The following is a 12,199-nucleotide window of genomic DNA, read 5'->3' on the forward strand; positions in this document are numbered from 1 at the left end:
GCCGCCAGCTCCCGGGCGATCCTCGTCGAGGCGTGTCAGTTGTAGTTCGAGCAGTAGGCCACGACGAGGGTCTCTTTGTCGGGGATCACGTCCCGGGCTTCCTTCGCATCCTGAAACCTTATGGCCCCAGGCAGATGCCCCTGCCTGTACGCCTGCTCGCCCAGAACCTCGAGGAGCACCATCTCCTCTCCCCGATCCATCTTCTCTTTCAACCGCTCCCTGTCTATCGTCTTCATCTCTCACCACCCTGCAAGAGTCGACTCTCAACCTTTTTTCTTATACCCGACTACCGGGACCGCGTAAATCCACGTCAAACTCGCAGCCTGCAATCCCCCGCCCTTGAATCTCCATCCGTTCTGAATGTATAGTACATCTAAGTGTTTTTAGAATATAGTTTGAGAGGGTGTTTCCGGGAGGGGGCTGGAGGAATAGTGAGAGGTTGTTGTGTAGAAGGAGGGAGCGTATTTGCGAGCACTGATCTTCGACCTCGACGGCACGCTGGTCGACACGGTGTATGCTCACGTCTTCGCCTGGCAGCGGGCGTTTGCGGAGGTGGGGATCGCGATCGACGGGTGGCGCATACACCGCCGGATAGGGATGAGCGGCGGGCTCTTCACGCGGGCGGTGGCGCGGGAGATAGGGCGCAGGATGAGCCCCGAGGAGGTGGAGGCGCTGCAGCGGCGTCACGGGGAGCTCTTCGAGGAGTTTTTGCCCGAGAGGAGGCCGCTACCCGGTGCTGTCGAGCTGCTGAGGCACCTGAGGGAGAACGGGGTGGTGCACGGCATTGCCACCTCCGGGCGCCATCCTGAGATCGACGCGAGCCTCGAGGCCCTCGAGGTTGGGCCGGAGACGGTGGTCGTGCACAGCGGGGACGTCAGAAGAGCAAAGCCGGAGCCGGACCTCTTCCTCGCCTGCCAGAAGCGGCTCGGGGTCGAGAGCGCAGAGTGCTACGTGGTCGGAGACGCCGTGTGGGACCTGCTAGCGGCGAGGAGGGCCGGGATGCTCGGCATCGGGCTCCTGAGCGGCGGTTACGGCGAGGACGAGCTCATCCGGGCCGGGGCGTTCCGGGTCTGCCGAGACCCTGAGGATCTGCGCTGGGTGCTCGACGAACTCGGGGTGCTCGTCGGGGACATCCCGACTGGAGACTGATCCGCAGCTACATCACCTTCGACGCCCGCGGTGAGCGGGCCATGAGCGGCGGGGCAAAGGAGCTGGCGGGGTTGCTCGAACATCTGCACATCAGAAAGACACACGTCCTGAAGACCCAGCTCGGAGGTTTCGTCGCGCAGAGGCTCGCGCTAGAGAGGCCGGAGCCGGCCGGGCGGCTGATGCTCGTGAAATTCTGACGCACGGTCCAGCGCTGGATCGCGCCGTCTGCGTCTTCTGCCGCGGGAGCATAGGCATCACACAGAAGGCTCTGGCGCGGGGGGTGACCGTCTGCGTCGTACCGTTCGGACGAGACCAGCTCGAGGTCGCCCGGCACGTCGAGGTCGCGGGCGCCGGGAGTAGGCTACCCGCTTCCCGGTTGCGGCCAGACCGACTGCGGCAGGCGGTGAAAGGGCTGTACGGCCGGCGGTCGATGAAAGCGCTGATCGAGCGGAGGCTAACCGGGGACACCAGGAGGCCATAAGATCCAGACGATCAGATAGGTAGTTGTTATGTTTTATGGTTCTATAGATACTCTACGTCTCGGCGCGAGAAAGACCGCTACAGAGTCAATCATTCATCAGGCATCGCACCATGCCCGCCATGACCTCCACCGCCTGTTCGTCATCGAGCCCCTGCTGGCGCACGAGCGAGTACCAGGTCTGGAAGTCAAGCGCGTGAGCTATGGCGGCGAGTAGCAGTTGTCTCCGCTTGCCCTGCGCACCCCATCCGACGGAGAGAACGTCGCGCATCCTCTCCCAGTGCTGGAAGTACGGTTCGCTGAACTCGCGCGTTAGAGGATGTACCTGCCGGTCACGGATCACCCTGGCTATCATCCGTTCGGTGCGGCTGTGATAGGCGTATACCTCGGCCAGTGCGCTCCTCAACCGCTCTCCAGGATCCGCAACTCGGGTCCACGGTGAGGGATCGGGCAGTGGGTTGTCGGCGATCCAATGCTCCGTGCAGGCAGTGAAAAGCGCTCGCTCGTCCGGGAAGTGCCGGTAGACCGTGAGCCGCTCCACCCCCGCCTTCTCCGCGATCGCGCTGATGGTCGTCTGAGCCGGTCCGAGCGTCTCGTGTAACTCGACGGTCGCCTTGGTGATCCGCCGCCGAGTCTCCTCCTGCTTCTCCGCCCGCCGCTTTAGCTCGTATTTACGCGTCATCTCCGAGTCCAACGATTCAGTAAACAGGCTCGTATTTTGCCTTGACAGACGCTTCCAGTCAGGTTATTGTACTATCAAAATAAGTAAACAGTATCGTTTAATGAATTGGAGCTGTTTGGGTAGAGAAAAAACGAAGCGGAGCTTGCGGAGCTAGAGATCCATATTGGTGGGCCAGAGGGAAAGGAGTGGCGGATGATCGCCGAAAAGATTAGCGAGTTGGAGTTGATGGAGGTCTGGTACGAGGACGATCCGACGATGCGGATCAAGGTCACCTTCCCCTTCTTCCTGGGGAATGGGACCAAGAGCACAGCGGTCGTCTACTTCGAGATCAAGCCCGGATGCAGGCTCGGGACCCACACCGACAGCGCGGAGGAGATAATCCTGGTTCTGGAGGGAACGGCAGAGGTCTCTTTAGGAGATGAGCGGGGTCGGCTCTCTGCGGGCGAGATGGCGCTCGTGCCGGCCATGGTGCCGCACGGCTTGGGTAATGCGGGAGACGAGACGGTCCGGGTCGTCGGGTTCTTCTCCAGCAACGTGGTGGTGAGCACGTTCGACAGGCCGATGATGCCCTTCGGCCAACGGGTCGTCGGGACGCCGCCCGTCCTCGAAGAGGACCAGGTCGCCTCTGGGAACACCGGAGCCTAGAAGGAAGCGAACATGGCCCGCATAATGATCGTTCCCGCCGAAGAGGCCTGGGGGCTGCGCGGGCTCATCGCATGGATGGTCAAGCGCCAGTACGGCGGGGTGATCCTGGGGGCTTTGAGGTCTTGATGCCGGACCTCCGGTTGCTCCTTCCCGCCGGCTGGCTCTACAACCACCTCCACATGCGCAAATCCTCGCCCATGACCCGCCTGCAGCGCGAGATACTCTCGCCACGGTGGTCAACGGCCTCGTCGGCGGCGCTCCCTGACTGGGCCTGCACACGGCGGCCGTGCGCCGTCTGACGAAAGACGAACACCTGGGCATGGAATTCGCTACCACCTGGCCCACCTACGACCTGGATGAGAAACCCGGGCTCTGCTGGGCCACGCTAAGAAGCTCACCCAGAAGCCGGACATGGTAGAAGACGCCGACATCGAAGCCCTGCGGGGAGCAGGAGGGGACGAGGACGGCATCTACGAAGCGACGGCCCTGATCTCGCTGTTCAACTTCAGCGGGTGGATGGAGGCGGCTTCGGGCCTGCTACCTGATGAGATCCCGGAAGGCGTCCGTATGCCCGAAGCCATCCCTGAGAAGCACTGAGAATTGCCGCCGGTGAGTGATGGGGAAGGAAAGAGCCGAACCTGTTCTACTATCCAGACAGCGACGGGCAGAGGTTGTCCAGGAAGAGGCGCCTGACGAGCTCTCCGCGGCTCCGTACCCCCACCTTCTCGCAGGCGTTGGAGACGTGGTTCTGCACGGTGTACTCGGAGATGAAAAGCATCCGGGATATCTGGCGGGTGGAGAGGCCGCGCACGACGAGCTTGGCCACCTCCTCTTCGCGGGGGCTGAGGCCGTAGGCGGCTGCGTCGATCCAGGCCACCTCTTCGGGTCTGGACGGTGCGATGACGATCACCGTCTGCGCGGGCTGGCCGGGGACCGGTTCGGAGAGGGAACCGTAGAGCGTCAGCCAGTGTCCCGAGCGCGCCCGGATGCGGAGGCGCGGAACACCAGCCTTCTCCCGAGCGTTTTCGGGTCCTAGCGAGCGCTTCAGCGCGCCCACAATCATCCAGACCGCCGCTGGAAGCCCATCGCCTTCTCGCCAGTCGGGGCCGAGATCCTCGACTTCCCGCAGCCAGCGCTCCGCCGCCGGGGTATGCTGCACTACCTGCCCCTCGCGGTTGAGGGTCAGGACGCCCGGCACACCGTCTCCGTCTGGTTCGGCGGCGGCACGCAACCGGAGCATCGCGGCTTTCAGACCGGCCCCCAGGTGTGGAGAGATCCGGCGGAGGAGTACGACCTCGCGAGGGTCGAAGTCCGGGCGGTCACGTTCCCGAAAAAGGTCCATACCGCCCCAAATCTCGCGGCCCACGGTGCTGTCAAGGCTAACCTGGTAGCCCAGTCCCAGTGGACCAGTCACCTCCTGGTATCGTATAGAGCGTTCGAGTCTGCCCCCGGTGACCTCAGAGAGCAGAGACACCGGGTCTCTGCTCCTCGCCAGCCGGTTGTACCCGCTTGCGTAATCTTCGAAGTAGATGTTCTCGAAGAAGAGCCGCGCCTCCTTTTTACCCCCTATCCCCTTCTGTGCACCCTGCGTGATCAGCCTGCTCGGAGGATCGATTTTGTACATGCAGTAGGCATCGATCGGGATGGCCCGCCGCAAAGCCTCGGCCGTCGTGCGCAGCAACGTCATCCCATCCAGCCCGGCGCAGCAGAGACGCTTTACCTCGGTGAAGACCTGCTCTTCGAGGGTTGCCCTGGTACTCATGAGGCCCGGTTCTCCTGGTCGCTCGCTCCACAGCAGCATTATCACCTCCCTGCCCGCTACGGGGAATAGCAGATTTATGGGATATGCCTCTACCAAAAGCGGGGCTATGCTTCCCTGCAGGAGGCAGACGGATCCGCAGAGAGGAGATCGAGTTGTCCGCGAACGTCAAGTACCTGCCCGCCAACGGTGGTCGTGCCTTCGCCCACCTCGGCACCTCGCTCGTCTTCAAGGACGAGCCGGAGGAAAACGGCGACGCGTTGCTTTTGTTCGAGTGCCGGATGCCGGCGACAAACGGCGTGCCCCCGCATACCGAGCGCAACAACGAAGCCTTCTACGTACTGGAGGGGACGCTCGAGATCGAGGCCGACGGCGAGCGCTACCGGCTCGGCCCCGGCGACTTCCTCAGCATCCGCCCCGGCGTCCTGCATGCCCTGCACAATCCGGGACCCGGCTGGCTGCGGGCGCTGATGCTGACCTCGCCCGGAAGCCAGCATGTCCGCTTCTTCACAACCCTCGGCGAGCCGATCGACGACCCGCTCAACCCGCCGCAGCCGAGCGGGCCGCCCGACTTCGAGGAGCTGGCCGCGGTCGCCCGCGAGTGCGGGATGGAGTTCGTGCGGCCATGAGGCAGATCTACGCAAAGCTCCCGGCGCGCGACGTCGAGCGAGCGCGCGCCTTCTACGCGGACAGGCTGGGCCTGACGCCGTCCGGCGAGCACAACAACCACCTTCACTACGAAGTCGGAGGATCATACTTCATCGTCAACCCGAGCAGCGGGGCCGCGTCCGGCACTCATGACCAGCTCGGCTTCGTGGTCGAGAACATCGAGGCGACGGTCGCGAGGCTGCGCTCGAACGGTGTGGTCTTCGAGGAGTACGAGCCGCCGGGCGCGACCGTGACCGGCGAGATCGTAGACCTCGGAGGCGTCAAGGCCGCCTGGTTCAAGGACAGCGAAGGCAACCTGCTCAGCATCACGGAGTTCGCCGGCGGATCTCCTTTCGCGGCGCGCTCGGAAGGCGGGCCGGATACGAGAAGGACCGAAGCCTGACAACCCTGTAGTGTACGGAACCCCCAAAACCCTGGTTTTCTCGGGTATGCACCGCCGATGGGTGGGTCCAGGCTTCGCTTCGTAAAGTCCCGAAAGAAGAGGTAGGGGGTCGCGATACTCGGACCGCCTCCGGGTCATCAAGGCCGAGGGATCAGACCGGTGAGAACGAGGCAGGGTCGAGCTATTCAGGCAGCTCGACCCTGTCGCCCACCTCGATGTGGTGCTTTCGGAAGAAGCCCTGGTTCATCTCCAGCGCGTACCGGGCCGGTTTCTTGGAGGAGTGGACCGTCTCCGTCCGGGGCTCCATGCTCTGGATGTCCACGATCCTGCCCTTCGAGTCGATGAAGGCCACCGAGAGCGGGATCAGGGTGTTCTTCATCCAGAAGCGGAGCACGGCCGGATGGTCGAAGACGAAGAGCATCCCGTGGTTCTCGGGCATGGAGGTGCGATACATCAGCCCCTTCTCCCGCTCCGGCCCGGTGTCGGCGATCTCGGCCTTTACTCTGACCTTCCTGCCGTCGGAGGCGTATATGGTGAGCGTTTTGGTCGCGAGGTGCTGCGCCCGGGCATGGGAGGTCGAGGATGATCCGGAGACACCACCCGTACATCCCGTGACGAGGATGAATAAGGCGAGCAGAGCGGCCGCGGGCGCTCTCATCGCAGGACGAACTCCAGCCGCCCGCGTCGGGCTCCCCTGTTCCTGCACGACGTGATCTCAACCCTCCCGACCTCGCGGGTGCTCGCGACGTGGGTCCCACCATCGGCCCGCGCGCCGAACCCCTCTACCTCGACCATGCGTGTCACGCCACCCCGCCGGAGCCAGCGAACCCTGACCGGGCGGTCCTCAGCGAGCACCTCGTTGGCCCTCTCCTCCACCATCTCCACCGTCCACCGACCGCGAGGCGAGAAATCGAGGCGGGCCCATCCCGCGCGTATCCTCCCGCCCTCGATCCGGGCTTCGAATTCCCGCGAGAGCACGGCCGAGAGAACGTACAGCGCGGTCCGGTAGCGCATGTGCGAGTAACGGCGCTCCCAGTCGAGCTCGCCGCGCAACTCGCGGACGGTCCGGGGGATGGCCATATCGAGGACGTGCACGATCTCATTGCCCTCGCGCCGCACGTCGACCACGGAGGCCCGCACGGGCCCGATACCGAGCATGCCTCTGTCCGGGGGCTGCCCCTCACCACCGGGGTAGAATGCGGTGCGGTCCAGCACGACCTCCCTGCCCCGCAGGGCCACCACCCGGGCCTCGAACTCCTTCAGGTAAGCATCCCGCAGGAAGAGCTCCCCGGTCACGGAAGGGCGAGCGAACCCCGTTCGCGATCCTTGAACGTGATCACCTCCCTGTATCCGACCTCGCGCACGAGCGCGAGGCTCCTGTCGTATCCCGCGGCGACCTCCTCCGGAGAATGCGCGTCGGAAGAGAGGACTATCGGGACGCCCCGCCGGAAGAACATCTCCAGAAAACGCCTCGAGGGGTATATCTCGCCGATCGGCTTGCGCAGCCCCGCAGCGTTCACGTCGACCGCGACCCCGGCTTCGGCTATCGCGTCGGCGGTCTCCTCGAGCATCGGCGTGATGTCGCGCTCCGGGCGGCACCCGAAGATCTTCACCAGGTCCGGGTGGCCTATGACGTCGAAGCGTCCGGAGAGGGCGGCCTTGCGGACGTTCTCGAAGTAGCGCTCGTAGAGCTCGTATGGCTCGTACTCGTCGTAGACCTCGCGGTGGTCGGGGTGGTCCACGTCCTTGCCGTCGACCTTGTGTACGCTGCCGATGACGTAGTCGTAGGGGAGGGCGCGCGCGACCCGGTCCATCTCCTCCTCCGTCCCGGGCACGAAATCTACCTCTATGCCGAGCCTCAGCTCGAGCCCGTCCACCTCCTCGCGCGCCCTCTGGAAGGCCGCGAGGTCTACGTCATCCAGATACCGGTCGTGCTCGGTTATGCCCATCTGGACGAGCCCCCGCTCCCTTGCGACCTCGCAGTAGCGGAGGATGTTTTCGGTGGTCATCGGGCGGTCTCCGTGGGCAACGACGTGCAGATGGTAGTCGATCACCGCGGGGCTTTTCTCCTCTCGTTTACAGACGACAGCGGCCCATATCTTATAAGATGCTGGGGCGAGGATCACCCGAAAGAAAGGAGCGCCCGCCCTGCGCACCCTGGCCTACATCGCTACCGGCCTGCTCTCCGCCGCAGCGGTCGCGACAGAGTTCACAGATGCCCCGACCATCCTCGTCTTCATCCTGAGCGCGCTCGCGCTCATCGGGCTCGCCTGGGTGCTGGGACAGGCGACCGACAGCCTGGGCGCGCACGCCGGCCCGCGCATCGGCGGCATCCTGAACGCCACCTTCGGCAACGCAGCGGAGCTGATCATCACGATCTTCGCCCTCTCGGCCGGGCTCACCACCGTGGTGAAGGCCTCGATCATCGGCTCGGTCATAGGGAACGTGCTACTCGTCCTGGGCATGAGCGTGCTCTTCGGAGGACTCAAGAACGGCCCCCAGAAGTTCTCCCAGACCGTGGCCGGGGCGAACAGCGCGATGCTCGTCATCGTCGCCATAGGTCTCTCCATCCCCACCATCTTCGCGAACACCGGACCCCGGGAGGGTAACCTGGCGACCGAATACCTGAGCATCGGCGTCGCGGTGGTGCTCGTCGTCCTCTACATCCTGAGCCTCGTCTTCTACTTCACAGAACCGGAGGCCCCCTCCGGAACCGAAGAACCCCCGGCCTTCGGCCCCAGAGCCTCCGCCGGGCTCCTCGCTCTCTCAACGGGGGCGGTCTCCTGGATCTCGGAGATCTTCGTCGGCGCAATAGAACCCCTGGTCAAGGAGATCGGCATCTCAGAGCTCTTCATCGGCGTGATCCTGGTCCCGATCATCGGCAACGTGGCCGAACACGTCGTCGGCGTGAAGCTGGCCTACGAGAACAAGATAGAGTTCTCGATGTTCACCTCGGTCGGCTCCTCCCTGCAGGTGGCGCTGCTCGTCACCCCCGTGCTGGTCTTCCTGGGGCCCCTGCTCGGCCACCCACTGCACCTGACCTTCAGCGCCCTCGAACTAGGGTCCCTCGCCGCAGCCGCGATAGTCGCCGCCATCATCTCCCTCGACGGTCGCTCCAACTGGCTCGAAGGCGCCATGCTCTGCGGCGTCTACGCCGTGGTCGCCCTCGCTTTCTTCTTCTCCGGCTGAAAACCGGCCACCCGGCCCATCACCCACAAAATACCTGCACAACCCAAGAAACAACGCCGGAATCCGCCGGATGCCCCACTTGACAGGTGCCCGAGCAGGCGGTATCGTTCTGCGATATGTTTACCAAAGCAATAGACAAATCAGCCTTCCGGAGCCGGGATCGGGGGGCCGGAGAAAAGCGGGGTTGTTGATTTGGTTGAGCTGGCGCTCTTCGGTCTTCTGGTAGGGTTTCTGGTCGGGCTCACGGGGGTGGGCGGCGGTTCTCTGATGAGCCCGTTTCTGCTTTCGGTGGGCATACCGGCGCCGACGGCGGTCGGCACGGACCTGGCGTACGCGACGATCACGAAGCTCTTCGGCTCGGCGCAGCACCGCAGGCAGCGTTCGGTAAACCTGCAGGTGGTGGCGTACCTCGCGCTCGGGAGCGTCCCGGCGGGGCTGCTCGGGGTGTACACGGTGGACCGGCTGGAGAAGATCTACAGCGCCCGGAGCGTGGACAGCATACTCGGCACTGCGATCGCGGCGGTAGTGATCCTGGCCGGCCTCTCGCTCATCGCCCGGCACTTCATCCCGGAGAAGCCCGGCAGGAAGGGCAGGGTCGGCGGATGGGACGGGCAGAGCCCGATGAGCCTGCGCAGGAAGGCTCTCACCACGGCGCTGGGTGCGCTCGGCGGGTATCTCGTCGGCCTGACCTCGATCGGGTCGGGGACCATGATCGCGATAATCCTGCTGCTCGTCTACCCCCTCAGCTCGGTCGAGGTCGTCGGCACCGACGTGGCGCACGCGACGATACTGTCGTTCACCGTCGGGCTCGCGCATGCGATAAGCGGCAACGTCAGCTTCGAGATCACCGGCATACTGCTGCTCGGTGGCATCCCGGGCGTCCTCGTCGGCAGCCGCCTGGCCAAGGTGATCCCGGGCCGTCCACTGCGGCTCCTGCTCGCGGCGATGCTCATCTTCGTCGGCGTCAGGATGATCCTCTCGGGCTAGGCCTTCTCCGCCCGGAGCCCGTACATGAGCGGCACCTCCGGTACGTCATCCGGGGGGATCATGCGCCGTCCCGGAAGCTCGCGCATCCTCTCGAAGTGTCGCTCTCCGTTCGAGTAGGGGTATTCCCTGAGCTCCCGGACGAACAAACCGGCCCCGGCCAGGGCCGTGATCACCTCCCCGAGCCCCCAGCGGAACAGCACCGCCCGGTGCGGGTTCGAGAAGCCCTCCATCCCGGGCTCGAATCCCGCCGGGGTGAGTCCCCCTCCCGACTGGCCCACGTAGTCTCCGACCCCTTCCTCGAGCTCCTCGGGCACCCCGCCCGCGGGATAAGACCGGGAGTGCGACCAGTCGGCGGCGAACATGTCCGCCGCCGGGTGGAACTCGACGAGCACGAAGCACCCGCTGGGGGCGAGGATGCCCGAGATGGCGCGCGCCCAGCGACCGAGGTCCGGGATCCAGCAGACCACCCCGTAGGAGGCGAATGCTGCATCGAATCTCCTGCCGCCTTCCGCGGCCCGCTCCATCCAACCGCAGATCTCGGCCCGCTCGAAGTGGACCTCCACCCCGACCCTCTCGGCGAGGCTGCGGGCAGCGGCCACGGCCTCGTCGCTCATGTCCACCCCGGTAACCTCGGCCCCGAGGAGTGCCAGGCTCACGGAGTCCGGTCCGGCTCCCGACTGCAGGTGCAAAACCCTCTTCCCCGCGACGTCCCCGAGGAGCGAACGTTCCTCCGGGAAGAGCGCGCTCCCGCCCTCCCGCAGGAAGCCTGCCAGGGCCCCGCGGTGGCTCTCGTGCGCCTCGGCGGCGGCATTCCACGAACGGCGGTTCTCCTCCAGGAAGTCCTCTCCGAGACGCATCCCCACGGCCTCCTGAAGCACCTCTAAGAACCCTTCCACCGTCTCCTCCCAGCGCGGAAGTTCCCGGGCCCGCTGCAGCGCGGCCCTCGACAGCGCCTCCCTGAGCCCGGCGTCCGAGAGGAGACGCCCGAGCGCGCCGCGCAGCCCTCTCCGGTCTCCCGGCGGGACGAGGATCCCGGCCTCCCCGACGAGCTCGGGAACCGGGCCGGTGTCGCAGGCGACGACCGGCAGCCCGAAAGACAGCGCCTCCGCGTAGACCAGCCCGTAACCCTCGTAGCGCGAGGGCAGGACGAAGATGTCCGATGCCGCGTAGAGCCGGGCGAGCTCCCCGTCCGCGACCGCGCCGACCGCCTCTACACTGGGGGTTTCACGCAGCGCATCCCGCACGACCGAGGCGTAGGACGGGTCGGCGTCCTGTTCTCCGGCGAGGATGAGGGACGCTTCTTCTGTCTCGAGCCCCGACCAGGCCTCCACGAGGTCGAGGATTCCCTTGCGCTCTATCCACTGGGCCACGCACAAAACACGCAGGGGCCCGGTCCGGCCCGCACCCCCCCGCCGGGCGGAGAGCCTGTCGAAACCCGGCGGGACCACGCGGATGCGCCCCGGTTCGACCCCTCGTTTCTCGAGGATCGCCTTTCCGTGCCGGCTGACGCACACCAAAAGGTTGGCGCGGAGAAGCGGGCCTTCGAAGCGGCGCTCGTAGAGCGCCCTCCCGGGGTCCGCGACCGCGGGCAACTCGTGCACCATCGCGACGAGGGGACGTTCTCTGCGCCAGCGGTCGAGGTGCGGGGCGCAGACGACCCTGGCGAGCGCGTCGACCACCACGACGTCGAAGGGACGCGGGTCGAAGGTGAGCCCGAAGCGCTGCGACGACGCCTCCTGCTCCCCGGGGGCAGCCCCGCAGGCGATAACCTCCTCGACCTCCAACCCCGCCCCCCGCAGCCCGGCCACGACGCGCGCGTCATACAGGTACCCCCCGGTCCTGCGCGAGGTATCCCCGACGGTGACGAAGGCGACCCGCACCGGCCTACAGGGCGTCCTCGCGGGCGGCGTAGGCCGAGGGGTTCTCCCAGACCCTCACGGTGAGGGAATCGAGCCCCCGGTCGCGCAGCGAAGATGCCAGACGTTCCCAGCAGTAGTCGGCGATGGCCTCGGCGGTCGTGGGACCGGCCGAGAGGCCCTCGACCTCGTTCAGGTTGCGGTAGTGCAACGAGGCGGCGAGTTCCTCGACCGCGGGTTTGAGCTCCCCCAGGTCGTAGAGGGTGCCATCCTCCCGGAGGCTTTCTCCGCGGAGGATGACCTCGAGCCGGTAGGTGTGACCGTGGGTACGCGAGGCGGGCCCGAAGCCCTCCGGGAGGCTGTGCGCGGCCTCGAAGCCTGCTGCGACAAAGATCTCGTACAT

At 65.6% G+C, this 12,199-nt stretch carries 16 protein-coding genes; 8 read left to right on the forward strand and 8 right to left on the reverse strand.

Going from position 1 to position 12,199, the window contains the following annotated elements:
- Positions 1-35: 35 nt before the first annotated feature.
- The gene (locus PJB24_RS05410; RefSeq protein ID WP_273843507.1) at positions 36-236 is read right to left on the reverse strand and encodes a rhodanese-like domain-containing protein; all 201 of its coding nucleotides are present in this window, start codon (positions 234-236) and stop codon (positions 36-38) included.
- A gap of 229 nt (positions 237-465) precedes the next feature.
- Between PJB24_RS05410 and PJB24_RS05415 the strand changes: the two genes are divergently transcribed.
- The gene (locus tag PJB24_RS05415; protein WP_273843510.1) at positions 466-1,149 is read left to right on the forward strand and encodes an HAD family hydrolase; all 684 of its coding nucleotides are present in this window, start codon (positions 466-468) and stop codon (positions 1,147-1,149) included.
- Between the two features lie 41 nt (positions 1,150-1,190).
- Positions 1,191-1,346: an alpha/beta fold hydrolase gene (locus PJB24_RS05420; RefSeq protein ID WP_273843512.1), complete on the forward strand. Its 156-nt coding sequence runs from the start codon at positions 1,191-1,193 to the stop codon at positions 1,344-1,346.
- Positions 1,347-1,715: 369 nt separating this feature from the next.
- On the opposite strand, the gene PJB24_RS05425 is transcribed toward PJB24_RS05420, so the two are convergent.
- A complete protein-coding gene (locus tag PJB24_RS05425; RefSeq protein WP_273843515.1) occupies positions 1,716-2,309 on the reverse strand; it encodes a TetR/AcrR family transcriptional regulator in 594 nt (197 codons plus the stop codon).
- 192 nt (positions 2,310-2,501) lie between these two features.
- On the opposite strand from PJB24_RS05425, the gene PJB24_RS05430 reads away from it, so the two are divergent.
- On the forward strand, positions 2,502-2,954 hold the full coding sequence (locus PJB24_RS05430) for a cupin domain-containing protein (RefSeq protein ID WP_273843517.1): 453 nt from the start codon (positions 2,502-2,504) through the stop codon (positions 2,952-2,954).
- A gap of 411 nt (positions 2,955-3,365) precedes the next feature.
- Positions 3,366-3,551 carry a hypothetical protein gene (locus PJB24_RS05435; RefSeq protein ID WP_273843519.1) on the forward strand — a complete coding sequence of 62 codons (186 nt, stop codon included), beginning with the start codon at positions 3,366-3,368 and terminating at the stop codon, positions 3,549-3,551.
- A gap of 49 nt (positions 3,552-3,600) precedes the next feature.
- On the opposite strand, the gene PJB24_RS05440 is transcribed toward PJB24_RS05435, so the two are convergent.
- A complete protein-coding gene (locus PJB24_RS05440; RefSeq protein ID WP_273843521.1) occupies positions 3,601-4,716 on the reverse strand; it encodes a helix-turn-helix transcriptional regulator in 1,116 nt (371 codons plus the stop codon).
- 152 nt (positions 4,717-4,868) lie between these two features.
- Between PJB24_RS05440 and PJB24_RS05445 the strand changes: the two genes are divergently transcribed.
- Positions 4,869-5,342, forward strand: coding sequence for a cupin domain-containing protein (locus PJB24_RS05445; protein WP_273843524.1), 474 nt, complete (start codon positions 4,869-4,871; stop codon positions 5,340-5,342).
- A complete protein-coding gene (locus PJB24_RS05450; protein WP_273843527.1) occupies positions 5,339-5,764 on the forward strand; it encodes a VOC family protein in 426 nt (141 codons plus the stop codon). The genes PJB24_RS05445 and PJB24_RS05450 overlap by 4 nt, the downstream gene beginning before the upstream one ends.
- 181 nt (positions 5,765-5,945) lie before the next feature.
- Here PJB24_RS05450 and PJB24_RS05455 read toward each other — a convergent pair whose 3' ends face one another.
- Genes PJB24_RS05455 through PJB24_RS05465 form a run of 3 tightly spaced genes read right to left on the reverse strand, consistent with a single transcriptional unit; the run spans position 5,946 to position 7,818 of the window.
- The gene (locus PJB24_RS05455) at positions 5,946-6,422 is read right to left on the reverse strand and encodes a DUF192 domain-containing protein (RefSeq protein WP_273843530.1); all 477 of its coding nucleotides are present in this window, start codon (positions 6,420-6,422) and stop codon (positions 5,946-5,948) included.
- Complete coding sequence (locus PJB24_RS05460) at positions 6,419-7,060, reverse strand: alanyl-tRNA editing protein (protein ID WP_273843533.1); 642 nt, start codon at positions 7,058-7,060, stop codon at positions 6,419-6,421. The genes PJB24_RS05455 and PJB24_RS05460 overlap by 4 nt, the downstream gene beginning before the upstream one ends.
- The gene (locus tag PJB24_RS05465; protein ID WP_273843534.1) at positions 7,057-7,818 is read right to left on the reverse strand and encodes a histidinol-phosphatase HisJ family protein; all 762 of its coding nucleotides are present in this window, start codon (positions 7,816-7,818) and stop codon (positions 7,057-7,059) included. The genes PJB24_RS05460 and PJB24_RS05465 overlap by 4 nt, the downstream gene beginning before the upstream one ends.
- 124 nt (positions 7,819-7,942) lie before the next feature.
- On the opposite strand from PJB24_RS05465, the gene cax reads away from it, so the two are divergent.
- Both cax and PJB24_RS05475 read left to right on the forward strand, forming a co-directional pair.
- Positions 7,943-8,953, forward strand: a complete 1,011-nt coding sequence (cax, locus tag PJB24_RS05470) for a calcium/proton exchanger (protein WP_420541895.1) — start codon at positions 7,943-7,945, stop codon at positions 8,951-8,953.
- A gap of 192 nt (positions 8,954-9,145) precedes the next feature.
- Positions 9,146-9,940, forward strand: coding sequence for a sulfite exporter TauE/SafE family protein (locus PJB24_RS05475; RefSeq protein WP_273843536.1), 795 nt, complete (start codon positions 9,146-9,148; stop codon positions 9,938-9,940).
- On the opposite strand, the gene PJB24_RS05480 is transcribed toward PJB24_RS05475, so the two are convergent.
- Together PJB24_RS05480 and PJB24_RS05485 are read right to left on the reverse strand one after the other, a co-directional pair.
- Positions 9,937-11,820, reverse strand: coding sequence for a glycosyltransferase (locus PJB24_RS05480; RefSeq protein WP_273843537.1), 1,884 nt, complete (start codon positions 11,818-11,820; stop codon positions 9,937-9,939). The genes PJB24_RS05475 and PJB24_RS05480 overlap by 4 nt on opposite strands.
- A gap of 4 nt (positions 11,821-11,824) precedes the next feature.
- A complete protein-coding gene (locus PJB24_RS05485) occupies positions 11,825-12,199 on the reverse strand; it encodes a 6-pyruvoyl trahydropterin synthase family protein (RefSeq protein WP_273843540.1) in 375 nt (124 codons plus the stop codon).

Origin of the sequence: Rubrobacter calidifluminis, assembly GCF_028617075.1 — a bacterium.
In the GTDB taxonomy this organism is placed as follows: Bacteria; Actinomycetota; Rubrobacteria; order Rubrobacterales; family Rubrobacteraceae; genus Rubrobacter_E; species Rubrobacter_E calidifluminis.

Bases quoted from the DNA above. Each gene is read 5' to 3' on its own strand.
- PJB24_RS05410 (WP_273843507.1), bottom strand. From the start codon at position 236: ATGAAGACGATAGACAGGGAGCGGTTGAAAGAGAAGATGGATCGGGGA.
- PJB24_RS05420 (WP_273843512.1), top strand. From the start codon at position 1,191: ATGAGCGGCGGGGCAAAGGAGCTGGCGGGGTTGCTCGAACATCTGCAC.
- PJB24_RS05425 (WP_273843515.1), bottom strand. From the start codon at position 2,309: ATGACGCGTAAATACGAGCTAAAGCGGCGGGCGGAGAAGCAGGAGGAG.
- PJB24_RS05430 (WP_273843517.1), top strand. From the start codon at position 2,502: ATGATCGCCGAAAAGATTAGCGAGTTGGAGTTGATGGAGGTCTGGTAC.
- PJB24_RS05435 (WP_273843519.1), top strand. From the start codon at position 3,366: ATGGTAGAAGACGCCGACATCGAAGCCCTGCGGGGAGCAGGAGGGGAC.
- PJB24_RS05440 (WP_273843521.1), bottom strand. From the start codon at position 4,716: ATGAGTACCAGGGCAACCCTCGAAGAGCAGGTCTTCACCGAGGTAAAG.
- PJB24_RS05450 (WP_273843527.1), top strand. From the start codon at position 5,339: ATGAGGCAGATCTACGCAAAGCTCCCGGCGCGCGACGTCGAGCGAGCG.
- PJB24_RS05455 (WP_273843530.1), bottom strand. From the start codon at position 6,422: ATGAGAGCGCCCGCGGCCGCTCTGCTCGCCTTATTCATCCTCGTCACG.
- PJB24_RS05485 (WP_273843540.1), bottom strand. From the start codon at position 12,199: ATGTACGAGATCTTTGTCGCAGCAGGCTTCGAGGCCGCGCACAGCCTC.